Here is a 19,886-nt window from a genome sequence, read left to right as displayed (position 1 = left end):
TTAGAACTCCAGTCCGCTCTCGCGAGCGGCATCCGCCAGCGCCTTGACGCGGCCATGATAGAGGAAGCCACCGCGATCGAAGACGACCTGCGTCACGCCGGCGGCCTTGGCTGCCTCGGCGACGCGCTTGCCGACATCCTGTGCCGCTGCGACGGTCGCGCCGGTCGTGCCGCGCACGTCCTTCTCGAGCGTCGACGCCGAGGCGATCGTCTTGCCCTGGGCATCGTCGATCACCTGGGCGTAGATGTGACGCCCGGAGCGATGGATCGAAAGCCGGGGACGGCCACCAGCGCGGCTACGCAGCGCGGTACGGTTGCGACGACGGCGCTTTGCGAAAAGCGAAAGACCCTTGGTGCTGATCACTTCTTCTTCCCTTCCTTACGGAAGATGAATTCGCCGTCATACTTGATGCCCTTGCCCTTGTACGGCTCGGGCTTGCGCCAACGACGAATCTCGGCCGCAATCTGGCCGACCTTCTGCTTGTCGATCCCCGAGATCTCGACCGTGGTCTGATCGGGGGTCTTGATCTCGATGCCTTCCGGCACGTCGATGTTCACGTCGTGCGAATAGCCGAGCTGGAGCTTGAGCACCTTGCCCTGCGATGCCGCGCGATAACCGACGCCGGTGATCAGGAGCTTCTTGGTGAAGCCCTCGGTCACGCCGGTGACGAGGTTCTGCACCATCGTGCGCTGCATGCCCCAAAAGGCACGCGCCGCCTTGGTCTCGTTCGCCGGCTTCACCAGGATGCCGTCGTCCTCGAGGGTGTAGCTGATCTCTTCGCGCAGCGTGAGCGAGAGGGTGCCCTTGGGGCCCTTCACGTTCAGCACGCTGCCGTCGATCGAGGCAGTGACGCCTGCCGGTACGGAGACCGGCTTCTTGCCGATGCGGCTCATATCAGAACACCTCCGCGAGCACTTCGCCGCCGACATTCTGCTCGCGCGCTTCCGCGTCGGACAGAACGCCGCGAGGCGTCGAGACGATCGTGATGCCGAGGCCGTTGCGGATCCGGGGCAGTTCCTGCGAACCCGAATAGACGCGGCGGCCGGGCTTCGAGACGCGCGCGACGTGCTTGATCGCCGGCTGGCCCTCGAAATATTTCAGCTCGATGCGGATGCCCGCGGCGGGGCCCATCTGCTCCTCGCTATAGCCACGGATGTAGCCTTCGCGCTGGAGAACATCGAGAACGCGTGCCCGCAGCTTCGACGCGGGAGTCAGGACGGAGTCCTTCTTCGCGCGCTGGCCGTTGCGGATGCGGGTGAGCATATCACCCAGTGGATCGGTCAAAGCCATCTCGTAGTCCTTACCAGCTCGACTTCGTGACGCCGGGGATCAGGCCCTTGTTGGCCAGATCCCGCAGCATGACGCGTGCGAGACGGAACTTGCGGTAATAGGCGCGCGGGCGGCCGGTCAGCTCGCAACGGTTGCGAATGCGGGTCGGGTTACCGTTCCGCGGAATCTCGGCCATCTTCAGTCGCGCGATGAGACGCTCGGTATCGTCCAAGCTCTCGTCGTTCGCGGTCGCCTTCAGCTTCGCATACTTGCCAGCATATTTCTTGACGAGCAGCTTGCGACGCTCATTCTTGTTGATCGAACTCAGTTTCGCCATCGACTTAAGTCCTTCCTACGCCGCTTGCTTCGCTTCGCCGTCCGCCTCGATGGGGAACGGGAAGCCGAACAGACGAAGAAGCTCGCGAGCCTCGTCATCGGTCTTGGCGGTGGTGGTGACGATCACGTCCATGCCGCGCACCTTGTCGATGCGGTCATAGCTGATCTCGGGGAACACAAGCTGCTCCTTGAGGCCGCAGGCGTAATTGCCGCGTCCGTCGAAGCTCTTCGGGTTCAGCCCACGGAAATCGCGAACGCGCGGGAGCGCGATCGTGATGAAGCGGTCGAGGAACTCGTACATCCGGTCCCGGCGCAAGGTGACCTTGCAGCCGATCGGCATGCCTTCGCGCAGCTTGAACTGCGCGATCGACTTCTTCGCCTTGGCGACGACGGGCTTCTGGCCGGCGATGAGTTCCATCTCCGCAGCAGCCTGCTCGACCTTCTTCTTGTCCTGGGTGGCCTCGCCAACGCCCATGTTCAGCACGATCTTGTCGATCCGCGGAATTTCCATGGCGTTCTTGTAGCCGAACTTCTCGACCATCGCCTTGGCGATGGTCTCGTCGTACATGCCCTTGAGGCGCGGGGTATACTTATCAGCCACTGATGACCTCCCCGGTCTTGACCGCAACGCGAACCTTCTTGCCGTCGCGCTCTTCGAAGCGAACGCGGGTCGCCTTGCCGTCGGCGGTCACGTGCGCGACCTTCGAAATGTGCATCGGCGCTTCCGAACGCTTCAGCCCGCCCTGGGGATCGCCCTGGCTCGGCTTGGTGTGGCGGACCGCGACATTGACGCCCGAAACGACGACCTTGCCGTCCTTGGGCAGCGACTTGACGACTTCACCGGTCCGTCCCTTGTCCTTGCCGGACAGGACGATGACCTGGTCGCCTTTCTTGATCTTGGCAGTAGCCATCACAGCACCTCTGGCGCGAGCGAAATGATCTTCATGAAGCCGCGCGAACGCAGCTCGCGAACCACCGGCCCGAAGATACGGGTGCCGATCGGCTCCTCGTTCTTGTTGACCAGCACCGCGGCATTGCCGTCGAAGCGGATCACCGAGCCGTCGGTACGACGGACATCCTTGGCGGTGCGGACGATGACGGCACGATGCACGTCACCCTTCTTCACCTTGCCGCGGGGTGCTGCTTCCTTGATGCTGACGACGATGACGTCGCCGACGCCGGCGAAGCGACGCTTCGACCCGCCCAGCACCTTGATGCACTGCACCCGCTTCGCGCCGCTATTGTCCGCGACGTCGAGATTGGACTGCATCTGGATCATTGATCCGGTTCCTTCTCGTTCGGCCTGCCGGGACTTGCCCGGTGGTTCCAGTTACAATTCCCGGGTTGCCCCGGAACTCTCCGTCACCCCGGCGGAAGCCGGGGTCCAGGGTCACGGGCGATGCCGCTCCTGGCTCTGGATCCCGGCTTTCGCCGGGATGACGATTAAGCGGCGTCCGCCGTGGCGGGAGTCGCGTGGGTGTTGACCCGCTCGATGACCTTCCACGTCTTGAGCTTCGAAATCGGCGCGATCTCTTCGATCCGCACGGTTTCGCCCTCGCGATACTCGTTGCCCTCGTCATGGGCGTGGTACTTCTTCGAACGACGGATGATCTTGCCGTAGAGCGGGTGCTTGACCTTACGCTCCACCAACACGACGACCGTCTTGTCGCCCTTGTCCGAGACAATGTTCCCGGTCAGCACGCGCTTCGGCATGGTCTCTTCCTTACTTTGCTTCCGAGCGCGTACGCTCGGACTGCAGCGTCTTGATGCGGGCGATGTCGCGACGGACTTCCTTGACCCGGCTCGGCTTTTCGAGCTGGCTGGTCGCGGCCTGGAAGCGCAGGTTGAATGCCTCGCGCTTCAGGTTGCCGAGCTCTTCACCCAGCTGGTCGTCGGTCTTCGCACGAAGATCGGTAGGCTTGGTCATTTCTATCAACCCTCCAGGTGCGAGGTATCGCCGAGACGGGCGACGACCTTGACCTTGATCGGCAGCTTCATCGCCGCACGCTCGAACGCTTCCGCCGCGAGCGGGCCGGGAACGCCGTCGAGCTCGAACAGGATGCGGCCGGGCTTGACGCGAGCCACCCAGAATTCCGGCGAGCCCTTGCCCGAGCCCATGCGGACTTCCGCAGGCTTCGACGACACCGGCACGTCCGGGAAGATGCGGATCCAGAGACGACCCTGGCGCTTGATGTGACGCGTGATCGCGCGGCGAGCCGCCTCGATCTGGCGCGCAGTGATCCGCTCGGGCTCCATTGCCTTCAGGCCATAGGAGCCGAAGTTCAGCGAAGTGCCGCCCTTGGCGTCGCCATGGATGCGGCCCTTGAACTGCTTGCGGTGCGCGAACTTCTTCGGTTGCAGCATGTTCTCTAGTCCTTAGCGGCGGTCGTCGCGCGCAGGGCGCACGCCGGAGGTCTGAGCCTCCATGTTGAGCCGGTCCTGCGCCATCGGATCATGGCCGAGAATCTCGCCCTTGAAGATCCACACCTTGACCCCGCACACGCCATAAGCGGTGTGGGCAGTGGCCTCGGCATAGTCCAGGTTGGCGCGCAGCGTGTGCAGCGGCACCCGACCCTCGCGATAGCCTTCGTTGCGGGCGATCTCGGCGCCGCCGAGACGGCCGCCGCAAGCGACGCGGATGCCGTCGGCACCGAGACGCATCGCCGACTGGACGGCGCGCTTCATCGCACGGCGGAACGCGATGCGGCGCTCGAGCTGATCGGCGATGCCCTGCGCGACGAGCTTGGCGTCGACTTCAGGCTTGCGGATCTCGACGATGTTCAGCGACACGTCGGAGCTGGTCATCGCGCCGAGCGTCTTGCGCAGCTTCTCGATGTCCGAGCCCTTCTTGCCGATGATCACGCCGGGGCGTGCAGCATAGATCGAGATGCGGCAAAGCTTGGCCGGACGCTCGATCACCACCTTGGAGATCGCGGCCTGCGGCAGCGTCTTCATGATGTACTGGCGGATCCGAAGGTCCTCGATGAGGAGGCGGCCGTAATCGGCGCCTTCCGCGAACCAGCGGCTGTCCCAGGTGCGGTTGATCTGAAGACGCAGACCGATCGGGTTGCTCTTGTGACCCATTATGCTTCTTCCTGCTCGCGGACGACGATGCGAAGACGGCTGAACGGCTTCAGGATGCGGGTGGACTTGCCACGGCCGCGAGTCGCGAAGCGCTTCATCACGATCGACTTGCCGACCGAAGCCTCGGCGACGACGAGTGCGTCGACATCGAGGTTGTGGTTGTTCTCGGCGTTGGCGATCGCCGACGCGAGCACCTTGCGTGCATCGACTGCCATGCCCTTCGTGGAGAACTGAAGGATGTTCAGCGCGTCGCCGACCTTCTTGCCGCGAATGAGCGCGGCGACGAGGCCGAGCTTCTGGGCCGAGCCGCGGATCTGCGTGCCGACCGAGAGAGCCTCGTTGTCCGCAACGCGGCGGGGTGCTTTTGGCTTAGACATTAGCGCTTGCCCTTCTTGTCCGCGGCATGGCCGGGGAAGAAGCGGGTCGGCGCGAACTCGCCGAGCTTCATGCCCACCATGTCCTCGTTGACCGACACCGGCACGAACTTGCGGCCGTTATAGACGCTGAAGGTCAGGCCGACGAAATCGGGCAGGATCGTCGAGCGGCGCGACCAGGTCTTGATCGGCGAACGCGCGTTGGTCTCCTGCGCAGTCTGCGCCTTCTTCAGGAGGTGGAGGTCCACGAAAGGACCCTTCCAAACTGAGCGAGCCATGTTAGCCCTTCCTCTTCGTCGAATGACGCGACCGGATGATCATCTTGTCGGTCGACTTGTTGTGACGAGTGCGAGCACCCTTGGTCGGCTTGCCCCACGGGGTAACCGGATGACGGCCGCCCGAGGTCCGGCCTTCACCACCGCCATGCGGATGGTCGACCGGGTTCTTGGCGACACCGCGCGTCAGCGGGCGGATGCCCTTCCAACGATTGCGGCCGGCCTTGCCGAGATTCTGGTTCTGGTTGTCGGGGTTCGAGACCGCGCCGACCGTCGCCATGCAATTGCCGTGAATATAGCGCTGCTCGCCCGAGTTGAGGCGGACGATGACCATGCCGCGGTCACGACCGACGACCTGGACATAGGTGCCTGCCGAACGGGCGATCTGGCCGCCCTTGCCCGGCTTCATCTCGACGTTGTGGACGATCGTGCCGACCGGCATCGAGCCCAGCTCCATGGCATTGCCCGGCTTCACGTCGGTCTTCTTGCCGGCGATCACCTTGTCGCCGACCGCGAGACGCTGCGGGGCGATGATGTAGGCGACGCTCGCCTTGCCGTCGATCTCGCCATAATTGACGAGCGCGATGAAGGCGGTGCGGTTGGGATCATATTCGATCCGCTCGACGGTGCCTTCCTTGTCCCACAGGCGGCGCTTGAAATCGACGATGCGATAGCGCTGCTTGTGGCCGCCGGCGATGCCGCGCGACGTGACATGGCCCTTGTTGTTGCGGCCGCCGGTCTTGGTCTTGCCCTCGGTGAGGGACTTGACGGGACGACCCTTGTACAGGGCCGAACGGTCGATCAGGATCAGGCCGCGGACGCCAGGCGACGTCGGATTATAATTCTTGAGTGCCATTACGAATTGACCCCCGAGGTCACATCGATCTGCTCACCGTCGGCGAGCGTCACGATTGCCTTCTTCATGTCGGAGCGCTTGTAGGGAGCACCCTTCCAGCGCTTGGTCTTGCCCTTCTGGACGATCGTGTTGACGCCAGTCACCTTGACATTCCAGAGCGCCTCGACGGCGGCCTTGATCTCGGGCTTGGTGGCGTCGCCGGCGACCTTGAACACAACCGCGTTGTGCTCGGCGACGAGCGTCGACTTTTCGGTGATGTGCGGCGCGACGATCACGTCATAATGACGATTGTCGATCGCAGCCTTCTGCTTTTTAGCCATTGAAGCGCGCCTCCAGCTTCTCGACGGCAGCGCGGGTCAGGACCAGCGTGTCGCTCTTCAGGATGTCGTAGACGTTGGCGCCCATCGCCGGCAGCACGTTGACCGTGTGCAGGTTGCCGGCCGCGAGCGCGAAGCTGTTGTCGACCGCGTCGCCGTCGATCACCAGCGTCTTCTTGCCGAAGTTCAGCTGCTCCATGTTGCCGAGCAGCGTCTTGGTCTTGCCGTCGGCAATCGCCAGGCTGTCCATGACGATCAGCGAGCCGGCCTTGGCATGGCTGCTGAGCGCCATCTTCAGGCCGAGTGCGCGGATCTTCTTGTTCAGCGACGGATTGAAGTCACGGACGCGGGCGCCGTGTGCCTTACCACCACCGATGAACACCGGCGCGCGGCGATCGCCGTGACGGGCGGTACCGCCGCCCTTCTGGCGACCGAACTTCTTGCCGGTGCGGGCGACGTCGGCGCGCTCACGCGTGCCACGTGCCGTCTCGCGGCGCTTCTCGAGCTGCCAGGTGACGACGCGGTGCAGGATGTCGGCACGCGGCTCGATCGCGAAAACCGCGTCGTTGAGCTCGATGTCGCCATTCTCTGCGGCGTCGAGGGTTTGAACCTTGATCTTCACGTTCAGCCCTCCTGGCCGGTGGTGTCGCCCTGGGGCGCACTGATCTCGGCATCGCTCTGACCGGCGCCGTGCGCGTCGGCATCGGCGACGCCGGCTGCTACTTCTTCGGCGCTCGGCAGCGGGGCGATCTCGTGGACCGCACCCTCTTCGACGGCGGCGATGTGATGCTCTTCGCCGGCATGCTGCGGGTCGCGGATCCCGGCCGGGAACGGCGCGTCGGCATGACGGTCGACCTTGACGGCGTCCTTGACGAACAGCCAGCCGCCCTTCGAGCCGGGGACCGAGCCCTTGACGAAGAGAAGACCGCGCTCGACGTCGGTGCCGACGATCTCGAGGTTCTGCTGGGTGCGATACTTGTCACCCATGTGGCCGGCCATCTTCTTGTTCTTGAAGACCTTGCCCGGATCCTGGCGCTGACCGGTCGAACCGAGCGAGCGGTGCGAAACCGAGACGCCGTGGGTGGCGCGCAGACCGCCGAAGCCCCAGCGCTTCATGCCGCCCTGGAAGCCCTTGCCCTGGGTCTTGCCCTGGATGTCGACGAACTGGCCAGCGACGTAGTGCGCGGCCGAGATTTCGGCGCCCACTTCGAGCAGACCGTCCTGGTCGACGCGGAATTCATGGACAACCGCCTTGGGCTCGACTTCGGCCTTGCCGAAATGGCCACGCTGCGGCTTCGACACGTTCTTGCTCTTCGCCGTGCCGGCGCCGAGCTGGACGGCGGTATAGCCGTCACGATCTTGTTCGCGAACCGAGACAACCTGCAGGCCTTCGAGGCTCAGGACGGTGACCGGCACGTGGCGGCCGTCGTCCTGGAACAGGCGGGTCATCCCCAGTTTCTTCGCGATCACGCCAGTGCGCATGATCAAATGCTCCCATACAGAGGCACCCGCGGGACCATTCCCTCGGGTGCGTGCCTCAGCCCCAAATATGATGCGAGCCCCCGTCTGGGCTGGGCCCCCGCCGAAGCGGGAGGACGGGGGACGCAGACCCGGGCAAGCCCGGCGGTATCCCTATCTCTAGGCGAGTGCGCCGTGGCGCTCTCTGGTTCCCGCGGACCGGAACCGGCCCTTTCGGGGAACTGTGCGAGTCCCCTGCGGGGCTTCGCGAATCTCGTGGAGGCGGGCCTTTACGTCAGCTTCGCTTCCCTGTCCACCCCTGGGCGGACAACTGGCTTATGCGAGTTTGATCTCGACATCGACGCCGGCGGCGAGGTCCAGCTTCATCAGTGCGTCGACCGTCTGCGGGGTCGGCTGGACGATGTCGAGCATGCGCTTGTAGGTGCGGGTCTCGAACTGCTCGCGCGACTTCTTGTCGATGTGCGGGCCGCGGTTGACGGTGAACTTGTCGATGTGCGTGGGCAACGGGATCGGACCACGGATGAGGGCGCCGGTGCGGCGCGCGGTGTCGGCGATGTCGCCGGCAGCCTGGTCGAGCACCCGGTGATCGAACGCCTTGAGGCGAATGCGGATATTCTGCGTTTCCATGGTACCTACCGATGCGAAAGAGCGGGCCCCGTAATCGAGGCTCTTGCTGTTAAACCCAAAACTGGAGGGCGGCCCTTACAGGCACCCTCATAAAAAGGCAACCGCCCGGCACCCCTTTTTCAGGGCACCGGGCGGCTGTTTGTCCTTAGGCTAGCTTACTTCTGGATCTCGGCGACGACGCCGGCACCGACGGTGCGGCCGCCTTCGCGGATCGTGAAGCGCTGGCCGACGTCCATGGCGATCGGCGCGATGAGCTTGATGCCCAGCGCGACGTTGTCGCCCGGCATCACCATCTCGGTGCCCTCAGGCAGTTCGATCGTGCCGGTGACGTCGGTCGTACGGAAGTAGAATTGCGGACGATAATTGGCGAAGAACGGCGTGTGACGGCCACCCTCGTCCTTCGACAGCACGTACACTTCCGACTGGAAGTCGGTGTGCGGCTTGATCGAGCCGGGCTTGCAGAGCACCTGGCCACGCTCGACTTCTTCACGGCCGACGCCGCGGATCAGCGCGCCGATATTGTCGCCGGCCTGGCCCTGATCGAGCAGCTTGCGGAACATCTCGACGCCGGTGACGACGGTCTTGCGCACGGTCGGGTGAATGCCGACGATCTCGACTTCCTCGCCGACCTTGACGATGCCGGTCTCGACGCGGCCGGTGACGACCGTACCGCGGCCCGAGATCGAGAACACGTCCTCGATCGGCATCATGAACGGCTTGTCGAGCGGACGCTCGGGCTGCGGGATCGACTCGTCGACCGCCTTCATCAGCGCGAGGATGGCTTCCTTGCCGAGCTTTTCGTCCGAACCCGAGAGCGCGCAGGTCGCCGAGCCACGGATGATCGGAATGTTGTCGCCGTCGAATTCACGCTTAGAGAGCTCCTCGCGGATTTCCATTTCGACCAGCTCGAGGATTTCCTCGTCGTCGACCAGATCGACCTTGTTGAGGAAAACGACCATCGTCGGCACGCCGACCTGCTTGGCGAGCAGGATGTGCTCCTTGGTCTGCGGCATCGGGCCGTCGGTGGCAGCGACCACGAGGATCGCGCCGTCCATCTGCGCCGCGCCGGTGATCATGTTCTTCACATAATCGGCGTGGCCCGGGCAATCGACGTGCGCATAGTGACGCGCCGCGGTCTCATACTCGACGTGTGCGGTCGAGATGGTGATGCCGCGCTCGCGCTCTTCGGGCGCCTTGTCGATGTTGGCGAAATCGACGGCGACGCCGCCCGAGGTCTCGGCCAGAATCTTGGTGATCGCAGCGGTCAGCGACGTCTTGCCATGGTCGACGTGACCGATGGTGCCGATGTTGAGATGCGGCTTGTTCCGCTCGAATTTTGCCTTCGCCATTGTTTCCTACCTTCTGGAATCTGATTCGCGGCCTTCAGGGCGCCACGCGAACGGGGCCCCTTAGCGACTCATTTTGGGTTACGCCAGCTTCGCCTTCACTTCGTCGGCCACATTTGCGGGCACTTCGTCGTAGTGCGAGAACTGCATGCTGTACTGTGCGCGGCCCTGGGTGAACGAGCGGAGCGAGTTCACATAGCCGAACATGTTCGCCAGCGGGACCATCGCCTCGACCGTCTGCGCGTTGCCGCGCGTGTCGGTGCCCTGGATCTGGCCACGACGCGAGTTCATGTCGCCGATGACGTCGCCCAGATAATCCTCCGGAGTGACGACTTCGACCTTCATGATCGGCTCGAGCAGCTTGATGCCGGCCTTCTGCGCCACTTCGCGCATCGCGCCGCGGGCGCAGATTTCGAACGCCAGCGCCGACGAGTCGACGTCATGGTAGGCGCCGTCATACAGCAGGATCTCGAAGTCGATGATCGGGAAGCCGACCAGCGAACCCGTCGCCGCCGTCTCGCGGAAGCCCTTCTCGATCGCGGGGATATATTCCTTGGGAATATTGCCGCCCTTGATCTCGTCCTTGAAGATGATGCCCGAACCGCGCTCGCCCGGCGTGACCTTGACCTTCACGCGGCCGAACTGGCCGGTACCGCCCGACTGCTTCTTGTGCGTGTAGTCCACGTCGACCGGCTTGCCGAGATATTCGCGATACGCAACCTGCGGCGCGCCGACATTGGCCTCGACCTTGAATTCGCGCTTCATGCGATCGACCAGGATCTCGAGATGGAGCTCGCCCATGCCCTTGATGATGGTCTGGCCGCTCTCCGCGTCCGAAGACACGCGGAACGACGGATCCTCGCGTGCCAGACGATTGAGCGCGACGCCCATCTTCTCCTGGTCGGCCTTGGTCTTGGGCTCCACCGAAAGCTCGATCACCGGCTCGGGGAATTCCATCCGCTCGAGGATGATCGGCGCATTGATCGCGCAGAGCGTGTCGCCGGTGGTGGTGTCCTTGAGACCCGCCAGCGCGACGATATCGCCGGCATAAGCGATCTGGATGTCCTCGCGCTCGTTCGCATGCATCAGCAGCATGCGGCCGACCTTCTCCTTCTTGTCCTTGACCGAGTTGGTCACCTGCGACGCAGTCTCGAGCTTGCCCGAATAGATGCGCGCGAAGGTCAGCGTGCCGACGAACGGATCGTTCATGATCTTGAACGCCAGCGCCGAGAACGGCACGTCGTCCGAAGACGGGCGCTCGTCCGGCGTGACGCCGTCGAGCTTGAGGCCCTGGATCGCGGGAACGTCGAGCGGGCTCGGCAGATAGTCGACGACGGCGTCGAGCAAGGGCTGGACACCCTTGTTCTTGAACGCCGAGCCGCAAACCACCGGCACGAACGCCATGCTGAGCGCACCCTTGCGGATCAGCTTCTTGAGGTCGGCGGTGCTCGGCTCGTTGCCTTCGAGATACTTTTCCATCAGGTCGTCGTCGAGTTCGACGGCCATTTCGATCAGCTCGCTGCGATACTTGGCGGCCTTCTCGACCATGTCCTCGGGGATGTCCGCATATTCGAACTTCGCGCCAAGGCTCTCTTCCAGCCAGATGATCGCGCGGTTCTCGACCAGATCGACCAGGCCCTTGAAGCCGCCTTCGATGCCGATCGGCAGATACAGCACGGCAGGACGCGCGCCGAGACGCTCGATGATCGAGTTGACGCAGAAGTAGAAATCCGCGCCGGTGCGGTCGAGCTTGTTGATGAAGCACATCCGCGGCACGCCGTATTTGTCGGCCTGACGCCACACGGTCTCGGACTGCGGCTCGACGCCGGCAACGCCGTCGAAGCAGGCGACCGCGCCATCGAGCACGCGCAGCGAACGCTCGACTTCGATGGTGAAGTCGACGTGCCCGGGGGTGTCGATGATGTTGATCAGATGCTCTTCGCCCTTGCCCTCTGCGGCGCGCCACTTGCACGTCGTAGCGGCGGACGTGATCGTGATCCCGCGCTCCTGCTCCTGCTCCATCCAGTCCATCGTCGCGGTGCCTTCGTGCACTTCGCCGATCTTGTAGGACTTGCCGGTGTAATAGAGGATGCGCTCGGTCGTCGTCGTCTTGCCGGCGTCGATGTGCGCCATGATGCCGATATTGCGGTAACGCTCGAGCGGATGGCTGCGGGCCATGATCTTAGTCCTTAGCGATGTGGGGAGCCGGATGTCCGGCTCCCCACGATATAGGTAGGAGAAGTTACCAGCGGTAGTGGCTGAAAGCGCGGTTCGCTTCGGCCATACGGTGGGTATCTTCGCGCTTCTTCACGGCGTTGCCGCGGTTGTTGGCGGCATCCATCAGCTCGCCCGAAAGGCGCGCCGACATGGTGTGCTCCGAACGATTACGTGCGGACGTGATCAGCCAGCGGATGGCGAGTGCCTGGGCACGCTCCGGACGGACCTCGACGGGAACCTGGTAGGTCGCACCGCCGACGCGGCGCGACCGGACCTCGATGCCCGGCTTGATGTTGTTGAGTGCGTCATGGAACACGCCGATCGGCTCGCGCTTGGCGCGCTGCTCGACGGTTTCGAGCGCCGTATAGACGATGCCCTCGGCCACGGACTTCTTGCCGTCCAGCATGACCGAATTCATGAACTTGGTGAGAACCTCATCCCCGTAAACGGGATCAGGCAGGATTTCCCGCTTTTCGGGACGACGACGACGAGCCATTCTGTATTCCTTTGGTACTTCAGCTGGTCCGGAACCCGTCCGGGGCTTACTGTGCCTTGCTTTGGTCGGGGGCCTGGATCCCGGACAAGATCGCTCGGAGCGATCTTTCCGGGATGATCATGCCCCCGGCATGATCACTTCGGACGCTTTGCGCCGTACTTGGAACGCGACTGGCGACGATCCTTCACACCCTGTGTATCGAGCACGCCGCGCAGGACGTGGTAGCGAACACCGGGAAGATCGCGGACACGACCGCCGCGGATCAGGACCACCGAGTGCTCCTGAAGGTTATGGCCCTCGCCCGGAATGTAGCTGATGACTTCGCGCTGGTTGGTCAGGCGAACCTTCGCAACCTTGCGGAGTGCCGAGTTCGGCTTCTTCGGGGTCGTGGTATAGACACGGGTGCAGACGCCGCGCTTCTGCGGGTTCTGCTCCATCGCAGGGACCTTGGACTTGGCCTTCTGCGGTTCGCGGCCCTTGCGGACCAGCTGGTTGATCGTCGGCATGAAAGCCCTTCACCTTGTGTTGCCCGGAAAATCCGGAGGTTACTTTGCTGGGAAAACGAGAGAATACGAAAAGGCCCCGGGTGTCTGCGACCCCCCGGGCCATTGCGTCTCCAGCAACGTTCAGCTCTTTGTCCTGCGAGTCTTGCGCCCCATGGAGCCCTCGCAGAACGGTGGCGCCTATAGCGGCGGAGGCATGGGTGGTCAATGGGCGCCGGAGGATAACCGGGCGTCAATCCATCGCGCGCTAAAGCCGGGCAGATGCTTCTATGCTCCCGATATCCCTCTGCCCCGCGGCCAATCCTCGCCCGGCTGGGCTGCGCGCTGCTCGCGCTGGCCGGCACGCTGCTGCTCGGCACGATCGAGAGTCGCTGGTCGCCGTCCTGGCGCTGGTTCGAATCGCCGGAGATGCTGCCAATGATCGGCCTGGTCTTTGCGAGCGCCGCCGGCCTGCTCGCCTGCCATCTCGCCTCACTGACAAACAATCGTTCAACTGCTTGGGCCGCCGCCCTCCCGGCCGCACTGCTCGCCGGCGCCTTGCCCGGATTGGGATCGGCCGCGTTGCTGGTCCCGCTGGCGCTCTCGGCCCATGCGGCCCTTCGTCTGCCCGCGCTGCGGCCCGCCGCATTGGCCGGCCTCGCCGGCACGACGATCGCACTGATCGCCGCGGGGCTGCACCACCCTGCCCTGCACGGCGCCGGCGCGCTGACGCTGCTCGCCGCCGCCGCAGTGGAGATCGGCCGATCGGGCCGGGCGGCGAACGATAACCGCCGCGACGAACCGTTCACCCTGTTTGGGGGTCGGCCCGCACACCCGCCTCGTGCTATGCCGCCGGCGCGGACTTCGAGTCCCGTCCTGAGGGAGTGAGCGTGTGTTCGGTAACAAGAGTCGCGACGAACGAACTCCGGCCGCGGGCCAGGGCAATAGCCGCGGACGCGGCATGTTTTCGGTGATCGGGCCCGACATGGCCGTGACCGGCGACGTCCGCGCGAGCGCCGATCTCCACATCGACGGCGGCATCGAAGGCGATGTCCACTGCGCCAATCTGGTCCAGGGATCGGAGAGCCGGATCGTCGGCGGCGTCACGGCCGATACCGCGCGCATCGCAGGCTCGATCGAAGGCAGCGTGCGGGTCAAGCACCTCACCGTCGAGCGCTCGGCGCGAATCATCGGCGATGTCGAATATGAGGACATCACCATCGAAAATGGTGGCCATGTCGACGGCCGGCTCAAGCGCACCGGCGAAGCCGCAACGGCGACGGGGCCGCGCGCAGTGCCCGATGTCGGGCAGGAACAGGCAGCCTGAGAACACACAACCCTCTCCCCGTCGGGAGAGGGTTGCGCATACTTGGGTCCGCTTTCTTCAGCGGGCCCTAGTCGGAACTGGGTGAGGGGATCACCCTATCGATAGCGTGAAACCCTCACCTAGCGCCGCTAGGCAGCAAGCTGCCAAGCTCTGCTACCTCTCCCACAGGGAGAGGAAGAAAGATCAGCGGTACAATACCGCTTAAAGCCCCTTGATCTTGGTCAGATGCGCCTGGACGACCTTCTCGGCCTCGCCGGCGAACTTCTTGAGCTCGGGTACGTCGCCGCTGGCGGCATAGTCCTTGACCAGAGTCAGCGCCTTCTCGTGCGCCATCACCTGCTGGGCCTTGTAGGCAGTGTCGAACGCCGCGCCCTCGGCCTTGCGCAGTGCTTCGAGACCGGCTTCCTGCTCGACGCTGAGCGCCGGGTTCGGCACGATCGCCGGACTCGCCTTCGCGCCCGCGGCCTTGAGCTTCTCGGTCGACGCATTGTGATGCTCGACCATCAGCTTGCCGAAGTCCTTGAGACCCTGTGCCTGCGCCTTGTCCTGCGCAAGCTTGCCTGCCTCGACTTCGTAATAGTCGCTGGCGCCGACATTGTTGGCGAATTTCTGCGCCGGCGATGCGGCCGCATCGGCAGCTACGACATTGTCCGCGGCGGCGTCGGCGTAATTGGCGTCGGCGGGCAGTCCGTTGTCGATGGTGGTGTCGGCCGTAGTCGTGTTGGCCGTCTCGTTGCCGCCGCAGGCGGCGAGCGCGAGCGCCGGGGCAAGCCCCAGAACCAAGTGAAGCTTCTTCATGCAGGCATCCTCCTCTGGAGGAGCGACAACGCAAGCCACGCGCCGGCGTTCCGCATTCTCGAGGCGTTGGCTCAGGCGGCGCGCAGTTCGGCGAGAAAGCCCTGCAGTTCCTCCGAAAGCGCCGCTGCGCCCTGCTGAAGCTGCGCCGCGACGCCGCGCATTCCGCTCACGCTTGCCGACGCGACCGCGGACGTCTCGCCGATCGCCTCGACTTCGTGGCGGATCGCCGTGCTGGCCCCGACTGCTTCCTCGACATTCCACGCGATCGTTCGCGTCGCATCCTCCTGCGCCGCGACCGCTGCCTGCACCCCCGCCGCCAGATCGACCATCGCCGCGATCGCATCCTCGACCTGTTCGTGGCCGAGCGTGACTTCGTCGATCCCGCGACGGATCTCGTCGACATGCGTGGCGATCCTGCCCGCCGCGACGCCAGTCTGGTTCGACAGTTGCTTCACTTCGTTGGCGACCACGGTGAAGCCGCGCCCCGCCTCGCCCGCGCGCGCCGCTTCGATCGTCGCGTTGAGCGCGAGCAGATTCACTTGCCCGGCGATGTCGGTGATCAGCCCGATCACCGAATCGATCGTCTGCGCCGCGCGGCGCAGCTCGCGAGTCCGCGCGGCACCGGCGCGAACCAGCGCGGACACCCTGCCCGCCGCAGCCTCGGCCGCGTCGGTATTGTCTTCGACGCGTTCGAGCGCGGTCGCCAGCTCGCGTCCGCGCGCGGCGATCTCGCGCATATTGTCGCTGGTCTGCGACGCGGCCGAAGCGACCGCGACGGCACGATTGCCCACTTCGGCGGCGCGGTCCGCGCTCGACGCGGCACTGCTCTGCACCTGCGCCGACAATGCGGCCAAAGCGCGGGCGAGTGCCGCCACTTCGCCTTCGAAGCGCTCGCTGGCGCGCTCGATCCGCTCGGCGCGTGCGATTCGCATCGCGGCGGTGCTGCGCTCGAATTCGGCGGCGAGATGGAGCAGCCGGCGATTGCCGATCACTGCCGCCAGCCGGCCATCCCGAGTGAGGATCATGCCCTCGCTGCCATTGGCGGCACGATAGGTGGAAATCAGCGTGCCGACATCGGTGGTGATCTCCGCCACCGGGCAGGGCCGGACGTGGCGCGCCACGCCGTGCCCGAAATAGGGATTGCGCAGCAGCGCGTGGCCGAACGGATTGAGCAGCAGCCGCCGCACGTCCTTCTCGAAGATCGCGCCGACCGGCCGATGCGCGCTGTCCACGACCGGCATCAATCGCAGATCGATATCGGAGTTGAACTGCTCGACTGCCTTGAACAGCGAATCGTCGAGCGTCAGCCACGGCGGATCGGCTTCGATTTCGGTGAGCCAGCCCGGATTCGGGTCCGACCGCGGGGGAAGTTGTGCGACCTTCATGCCCCTGCCCTAGGCGCAGTTGGTAAAGGGGAGCTTCACCGTTGGTTACACCTGCGTGACAAACCGTGTTTTTCGCAGTTGCAGCGAACGCATGCGCGGCGTAGAGGCGCCGCCGTGACAGGTGTCCCCGCAAGGGATGAAAAGGGAACTCGGTTCAAACCCGAGGCTGCCCCCGCAACTGTAACCGGCGAGCGTTCGCGCCATCATGCCACTGGAGCACATCCGGGAAGGCGGCGCGAAAGTGATGACCCGGGAGCCAGGAGACCTGCCCGTCACAGTCGATTCCTTTGCGCGGGCGGGGTGCACCGGGCGAACGAGGGCGTGCCCTCGCGTGAGCGACACCGTTAACCGGGTCGCCGCGCCAGTTTCATCGGCGAGACGACCCCTGACAAAGGTGTCTTTGCCGTGACCAAGTTCAAGCTGTTTCTCTACGCTTCCGCCGCTTTGCTGCCGGCCGCCGCGCATGCCCAGTCGGACGATGACCAGATCGTCGTCGTCGCTTCGGGCGTCGAGCAGGAGGCCGACACCACCGGCCGCTCGATCACCGTGCTGAACCGCGAGACGATCGAGACTCGTCAGACCGTCTCGCTCTCCGACTTGCTCGCCACCACGCCCGGTGTCAGCACGACTCGCACCGGTGGACCCGGCGCCCTCACCGCAGTGCGCATCCGCGGCGCCGAGGATGGGCAGACGCTGATCCTGATCGACGGCGTGCGCGTCAACGATCCGTCCTCGACCAGTGGGGCGTTCGATTTCGGCAATCTGCTGACCGGCGCAATCGAGCGCGTCGAGATCCTGCGCGGCCCCAATTCGGTGATCTGGGGCAGCCAGGCGATCGGCGGCGTCGTCAATGTCGTAACTCAGGCGCCGGTCGACGGCGTGGCTGCGCGCGCCAACGCCGAATATGGCTATGCCGACCAGATCTCGGCAAACGCCGCCATCGCCGCGGGCAATGACCGTTTCCAGGGCGCGCTGACCGGCGGCTATTTTACCACCGACGGCGTGTCGCAGGCGGCAGTCGGCACGGAGGCCGACGGCTATCGCCAATATAATGCCAGCGGCCGGCTGCGCGCCGAGTTCGCGCCGGGCTTCGGCATCGATCTGCGCGGCTATTACGCCGATTCGCGGCTCGAACTCGACGGCTTCCCGGCGTCGGCCGGCTACAGCTTCGCCGACACCGACGAATATTCGACTGCGAAGGAGCTGTACGGCTATGCCGGGCTGTTCGCCGATTTCGGGCCGCTGTCGAACCGCGTCGCCTTCACCATCGCCGACATCAATCGCGACGGCTATGATCCGGCGCCCGGCGCCTTCACGCCGCATTATCTCTATCGCGGCCGCAGCGAGCGCTACGAATATCGCGGCGACGCGAAGCTGGTCGAGCAGGTTCGACTGACCTTCGGCGCGGAGCGGGAAAACACTCGCTTCTACGACGGATTCGAGACCAACCGCGCCGACATCACGAGCGTCTACGGCCAGGCGATCGTCACGCCGGTCGAGCAGGTGACGCTCACCGCCGGCATCCGCAATGACGACCACAGTCGCTTCGGCAGCCACGTCACCTGGGGCGCCAGCGCCGCGGCCCGGCCGTTCGACGGCACGCTGCTGCGCGCCAGCTATGGTGAAGGCTTCAAGGCACCGACGCTCTACCAGCTGTTCTCGGACTATGGCACCAAGTCGCTGAATCCGGAGACCGCCAAGAGCTGGGAAGTCGGCGTCGAGCAGAGCGCGCTGAACGGCGCGGCGAAGCTGGGCGTGACATGGTTCCGCCGCGACACGCGCAACCAGATCGACTTCTTCTCGTGCCCCACGGCGGACGTCACCAATCCCGCGTCGATCTGCTTCGACCGTCCCTTCGGCACCTACGCCAATATCGCCCGCGCCCGCGCGGAGGGTGTCGAGGTCGAACTCGCGCTCAAGCCGGTCGAGGCGTTTACCGTCACTGCCAACTACACCTATACCGACACCGAAAACCGCTCGGCGGGCTTTGAAGGCAACCAGCTGGCGCGGCGTCCGCAGGACACCGCCAGCCTCTCGGCCGATTACCGCCTGCCGTTCGGGCTCGCGCTGGGAGGAACGGTGACGATCGTCGGCGACAGCTTCAACGACCAAGGCAATTTCACGCGGCTCGACGGCTTCGCGCTCGGCAGCATCCGCGCCGAGATGCCGATCGGCGACCGCTTCGCGGTGTACGGCCGCGTCGAGAACGTCACCGACGAGAAGTATCAGGTGGTCTCCGGCTACGGCACGTACGGCCGCGCAGCCTATGCCGGCGTGCGGCTGCGCTTCAACTGATGCGAGGCGCCGCGCTCCTGTGCCTGCTGGCGGCCGGATGCGCGGCGCAACCCTCCGCGAAGGGCGGCGGGATCGTCTCGCTCAACCCGTGCGCCGATGCGATGCTGGTCGAACTGGTCCCGCCCGCGCGCATCGCGGCGATCAGCCATTATTCGCGCGATCCCGGCGCCTCATCGATCGCGCCGGACGTCGCGGCGCGCTATCGCACCAACAATGGCACCGCCGAGGAGATCATCGCGCTTCGCCCCGATCTGGCGATCATCGACAGCTTCGCTTCGGTGTCGACTCGCGAAGCGCTCGCACGCGCCGGCGTGAAGACGCTGACGCTCGGCTGGGCGAGCACGATCGAAGACAGCAAGAAGCAGGTCCGCGAACTCGCCGCCGCGCTTAACGCGCGGCCCGCGGGCGACGCGATGGTCGCGCGGATCGACGGCGCTATCGCTGCCGCCCGCACCGACCGCCCACCGCTCTCCGCCTTGCTCTGGATCGGCGGCAACACCGTCAATGGCAGCGGCACCCTGCTCGACGAAATGATGGTCAAGGCCGGCTTCAGCGACCATGCTGCGCACTATGGACTCCAGGGCACCGGCTATCTTCCGATCGAACATGTCGTCGCCGATCCCCCGCGCGTGATGCTGGTTCCCGACGAGGCCGGCCGCGATGCCGGCTCGCGCGCGGCGCAGATGCGCGGCTGGGCACTCGCGCGTTCGGGCGCCAAGGTCGATCAGGCGCGGTTCAATCGGAGCTTGGTCAATTGTGGCGGACCGGTGATTGCCCGGGCGATGACGCGGCTTGCGGAAGTGCGGCGCGAGGTGGGCGAATGATCAAGATCGGATTACCCTCACCCTTCCCACCCGGCTATGCCGGGCGGGCCCCTTCCCTCTCCCGTTGGGAGAGGGAGGGAGGCGCGAAGCGCCGGAAGG

The 19,886-nt window shown here is 65.0% G+C and carries 28 protein-coding genes and 1 riboswitch; of the genes, 4 read left to right on the top strand and 24 right to left on the bottom strand.

From position 1 onward, the window contains the following. The 22 genes from rplR to rpsL all read right to left on the bottom strand — a co-directional run bounded on the left by rplR (window position 1) and on the right by rpsL (window position 13,182). On the bottom strand, window positions 1–360 hold the full coding sequence (gene rplR / locus E5A73_RS17465) for a 50S ribosomal protein L18 (RefSeq protein ID WP_206366541.1): 360 nt from the start codon (window positions 358–360) through the stop codon (window positions 1–3). After that, the gene (rplF, locus tag E5A73_RS17460) at window positions 360–893 is read right to left on the bottom strand and encodes a 50S ribosomal protein L6 (RefSeq protein ID WP_135965129.1); all 534 of its coding nucleotides are present in this window, start codon (window positions 891–893) and stop codon (window positions 360–362) included. Before rplF ends, rplR begins: the two co-directional genes overlap by 1 nt. A gap of 1 nt (window position 894) precedes the next feature. After that, on the bottom strand, window positions 895–1,290 hold the full coding sequence (rpsH, locus tag E5A73_RS17455; protein ID WP_100283871.1) for a 30S ribosomal protein S8: 396 nt from the start codon (window positions 1,288–1,290) through the stop codon (window positions 895–897). A gap of 10 nt (window positions 1,291–1,300) precedes the next feature. Next, a complete protein-coding gene (gene rpsN, locus E5A73_RS17450) occupies window positions 1,301–1,606 on the bottom strand; it encodes a 30S ribosomal protein S14 (RefSeq protein ID WP_100283870.1) in 306 nt (101 codons plus the stop codon). Between the two features lie 15 nt (window positions 1,607–1,621). Next, complete coding sequence (gene rplE, locus E5A73_RS17445; protein ID WP_135965128.1) at window positions 1,622–2,206, bottom strand: 50S ribosomal protein L5; 585 nt, start codon at window positions 2,204–2,206, stop codon at window positions 1,622–1,624. Further along, window positions 2,199–2,516: a 50S ribosomal protein L24 gene (gene rplX, locus E5A73_RS17440; protein ID WP_135965127.1), complete on the bottom strand. Its 318-nt coding sequence runs from the start codon at window positions 2,514–2,516 to the stop codon at window positions 2,199–2,201. The genes rplE and rplX overlap by 8 nt, the downstream gene beginning before the upstream one ends. Then, window positions 2,516–2,884 (bottom strand): 50S ribosomal protein L14, encoded by a 369-nt coding sequence (gene rplN, locus E5A73_RS17435; protein ID WP_100283867.1) that lies wholly within the window; start codon window positions 2,882–2,884, stop codon window positions 2,516–2,518. Before rplN ends, rplX begins: the two co-directional genes overlap by 1 nt. 164 nt (window positions 2,885–3,048) lie before the next feature. Continuing rightward, complete coding sequence (gene rpsQ / locus E5A73_RS17430; protein WP_135965126.1) at window positions 3,049–3,318, bottom strand: 30S ribosomal protein S17; 270 nt, start codon at window positions 3,316–3,318, stop codon at window positions 3,049–3,051. Between the two features lie 10 nt (window positions 3,319–3,328). Beyond that, window positions 3,329–3,532, bottom strand: coding sequence for a 50S ribosomal protein L29 (gene rpmC / locus E5A73_RS17425; protein WP_135965125.1), 204 nt, complete (start codon window positions 3,530–3,532; stop codon window positions 3,329–3,331). Window positions 3,533–3,537: 5 nt separating this feature from the next. Next, the gene (gene rplP, locus E5A73_RS17420; protein ID WP_135965124.1) at window positions 3,538–3,969 is read right to left on the bottom strand and encodes a 50S ribosomal protein L16; all 432 of its coding nucleotides are present in this window, start codon (window positions 3,967–3,969) and stop codon (window positions 3,538–3,540) included. 12 nt (window positions 3,970–3,981) lie between these two features. Continuing rightward, window positions 3,982–4,689 (bottom strand): 30S ribosomal protein S3, encoded by a 708-nt coding sequence (rpsC, locus tag E5A73_RS17415; RefSeq protein ID WP_100283864.1) that lies wholly within the window; start codon window positions 4,687–4,689, stop codon window positions 3,982–3,984. Then, window positions 4,689–5,066 (bottom strand): 50S ribosomal protein L22, encoded by a 378-nt coding sequence (rplV, locus tag E5A73_RS17410; protein WP_135965123.1) that lies wholly within the window; start codon window positions 5,064–5,066, stop codon window positions 4,689–4,691. The genes rpsC and rplV overlap by 1 nt, the downstream gene beginning before the upstream one ends. Next, the gene (gene rpsS / locus E5A73_RS17405) at window positions 5,066–5,341 is read right to left on the bottom strand and encodes a 30S ribosomal protein S19 (RefSeq protein WP_077511491.1); all 276 of its coding nucleotides are present in this window, start codon (window positions 5,339–5,341) and stop codon (window positions 5,066–5,068) included. The genes rplV and rpsS overlap by 1 nt, the downstream gene beginning before the upstream one ends. Window position 5,342: 1 nt before the next feature. Then, window positions 5,343–6,194: a 50S ribosomal protein L2 gene (gene rplB, locus E5A73_RS17400; protein WP_135965122.1), complete on the bottom strand. Its 852-nt coding sequence runs from the start codon at window positions 6,192–6,194 to the stop codon at window positions 5,343–5,345. Then, on the bottom strand, window positions 6,194–6,514 hold the full coding sequence (locus E5A73_RS17395; protein ID WP_135965121.1) for a 50S ribosomal protein L23: 321 nt from the start codon (window positions 6,512–6,514) through the stop codon (window positions 6,194–6,196). Before E5A73_RS17395 ends, rplB begins: the two co-directional genes overlap by 1 nt. After that, window positions 6,507–7,133, bottom strand: coding sequence for a 50S ribosomal protein L4 (gene rplD / locus E5A73_RS17390; RefSeq protein WP_135965120.1), 627 nt, complete (start codon window positions 7,131–7,133; stop codon window positions 6,507–6,509). The genes E5A73_RS17395 and rplD overlap by 8 nt, the downstream gene beginning before the upstream one ends. Window positions 7,134–7,135: 2 nt before the next feature. Next, window positions 7,136–7,993, bottom strand: coding sequence for a 50S ribosomal protein L3 (gene rplC, locus E5A73_RS17385; protein ID WP_135965119.1), 858 nt, complete (start codon window positions 7,991–7,993; stop codon window positions 7,136–7,138). 312 nt (window positions 7,994–8,305) lie between these two features. Continuing rightward, window positions 8,306–8,617: a 30S ribosomal protein S10 gene (gene rpsJ, locus E5A73_RS17380; RefSeq protein WP_010545719.1), complete on the bottom strand. Its 312-nt coding sequence runs from the start codon at window positions 8,615–8,617 to the stop codon at window positions 8,306–8,308. Window positions 8,618–8,772: 155 nt separating this feature from the next. Further along, window positions 8,773–9,966 (bottom strand): elongation factor Tu, encoded by a 1,194-nt coding sequence (tuf, locus tag E5A73_RS17375; protein ID WP_135965118.1) that lies wholly within the window; start codon window positions 9,964–9,966, stop codon window positions 8,773–8,775. 78 nt (window positions 9,967–10,044) lie between these two features. Further along, on the bottom strand, window positions 10,045–12,141 hold the full coding sequence (gene fusA, locus E5A73_RS17370) for an elongation factor G (protein WP_135965117.1): 2,097 nt from the start codon (window positions 12,139–12,141) through the stop codon (window positions 10,045–10,047). 64 nt (window positions 12,142–12,205) lie between these two features. After that, window positions 12,206–12,676: a 30S ribosomal protein S7 gene (gene rpsG / locus E5A73_RS17365; RefSeq protein ID WP_044333405.1), complete on the bottom strand. Its 471-nt coding sequence runs from the start codon at window positions 12,674–12,676 to the stop codon at window positions 12,206–12,208. Window positions 12,677–12,810: 134 nt separating this feature from the next. Further along, window positions 12,811–13,182 carry a 30S ribosomal protein S12 gene (rpsL, locus tag E5A73_RS17360; RefSeq protein ID WP_029936467.1) on the bottom strand — a complete coding sequence of 124 codons (372 nt, stop codon included), beginning with the start codon at window positions 13,180–13,182 and terminating at the stop codon, window positions 12,811–12,813. Window positions 13,183–13,440: 258 nt separating this feature from the next. Here rpsL and E5A73_RS17355 point away from each other — a divergent pair, with 258 nt between their 5' ends. Beyond that, entirely contained in the window at window positions 13,441–14,046 is a 606-nt protein-coding gene (locus E5A73_RS17355; protein ID WP_135965116.1) for a hypothetical protein, read from the top strand. Between the two features lie 73 nt (window positions 14,047–14,119). Continuing rightward, the gene (locus E5A73_RS17350; protein WP_135965115.1) at window positions 14,120–14,485 is read left to right on the top strand and encodes a bactofilin family protein; all 366 of its coding nucleotides are present in this window, start codon (window positions 14,120–14,122) and stop codon (window positions 14,483–14,485) included. A 201-nt stretch (window positions 14,486–14,686) separates the two neighbouring features. Here the strand turns inward: E5A73_RS17350 and E5A73_RS17345 are convergent, their stop codons facing one another. Both E5A73_RS17345 and E5A73_RS17340 read right to left on the bottom strand, forming a co-directional pair. Further along, window positions 14,687–15,283 (bottom strand): DUF4142 domain-containing protein, encoded by a 597-nt coding sequence (locus E5A73_RS17345; protein WP_135965114.1) that lies wholly within the window; start codon window positions 15,281–15,283, stop codon window positions 14,687–14,689. A 71-nt stretch (window positions 15,284–15,354) separates the two neighbouring features. Continuing rightward, on the bottom strand, window positions 15,355–16,668 hold the full coding sequence (locus E5A73_RS17340) for a methyl-accepting chemotaxis protein (RefSeq protein WP_135965113.1): 1,314 nt from the start codon (window positions 16,666–16,668) through the stop codon (window positions 15,355–15,357). A gap of 102 nt (window positions 16,669–16,770) precedes the next feature. After that, window positions 16,771–16,955: riboswitch (cobalamin riboswitch) on the top strand. Window positions 16,956–17,073: 118 nt separating this feature from the next. Between E5A73_RS17340 and E5A73_RS17335 the strand changes: the two genes are divergently transcribed. Beyond that, complete coding sequence (locus E5A73_RS17335) at window positions 17,074–18,963, top strand: TonB-dependent receptor plug domain-containing protein (protein ID WP_135965112.1); 1,890 nt, start codon at window positions 17,074–17,076, stop codon at window positions 18,961–18,963. Beyond that, entirely contained in the window at window positions 18,963–19,787 is an 825-nt protein-coding gene (locus E5A73_RS17330) for an ABC transporter substrate-binding protein (protein ID WP_135965111.1), read from the top strand. Before E5A73_RS17335 ends, E5A73_RS17330 begins: the two co-directional genes overlap by 1 nt. Window positions 19,788–19,886 lie beyond the last annotated feature (99 nt).

It is taken from the genome of Sphingomonas gei (assembly GCF_004792685.1).
Taxonomy (GTDB): domain Bacteria; phylum Pseudomonadota; class Alphaproteobacteria; order Sphingomonadales; family Sphingomonadaceae; genus Sphingomonas; species Sphingomonas gei.
The sequence above is the reverse complement of the archived record's forward strand: the minus strand, read 5'-3'. Positions and strand labels throughout refer to the sequence as shown.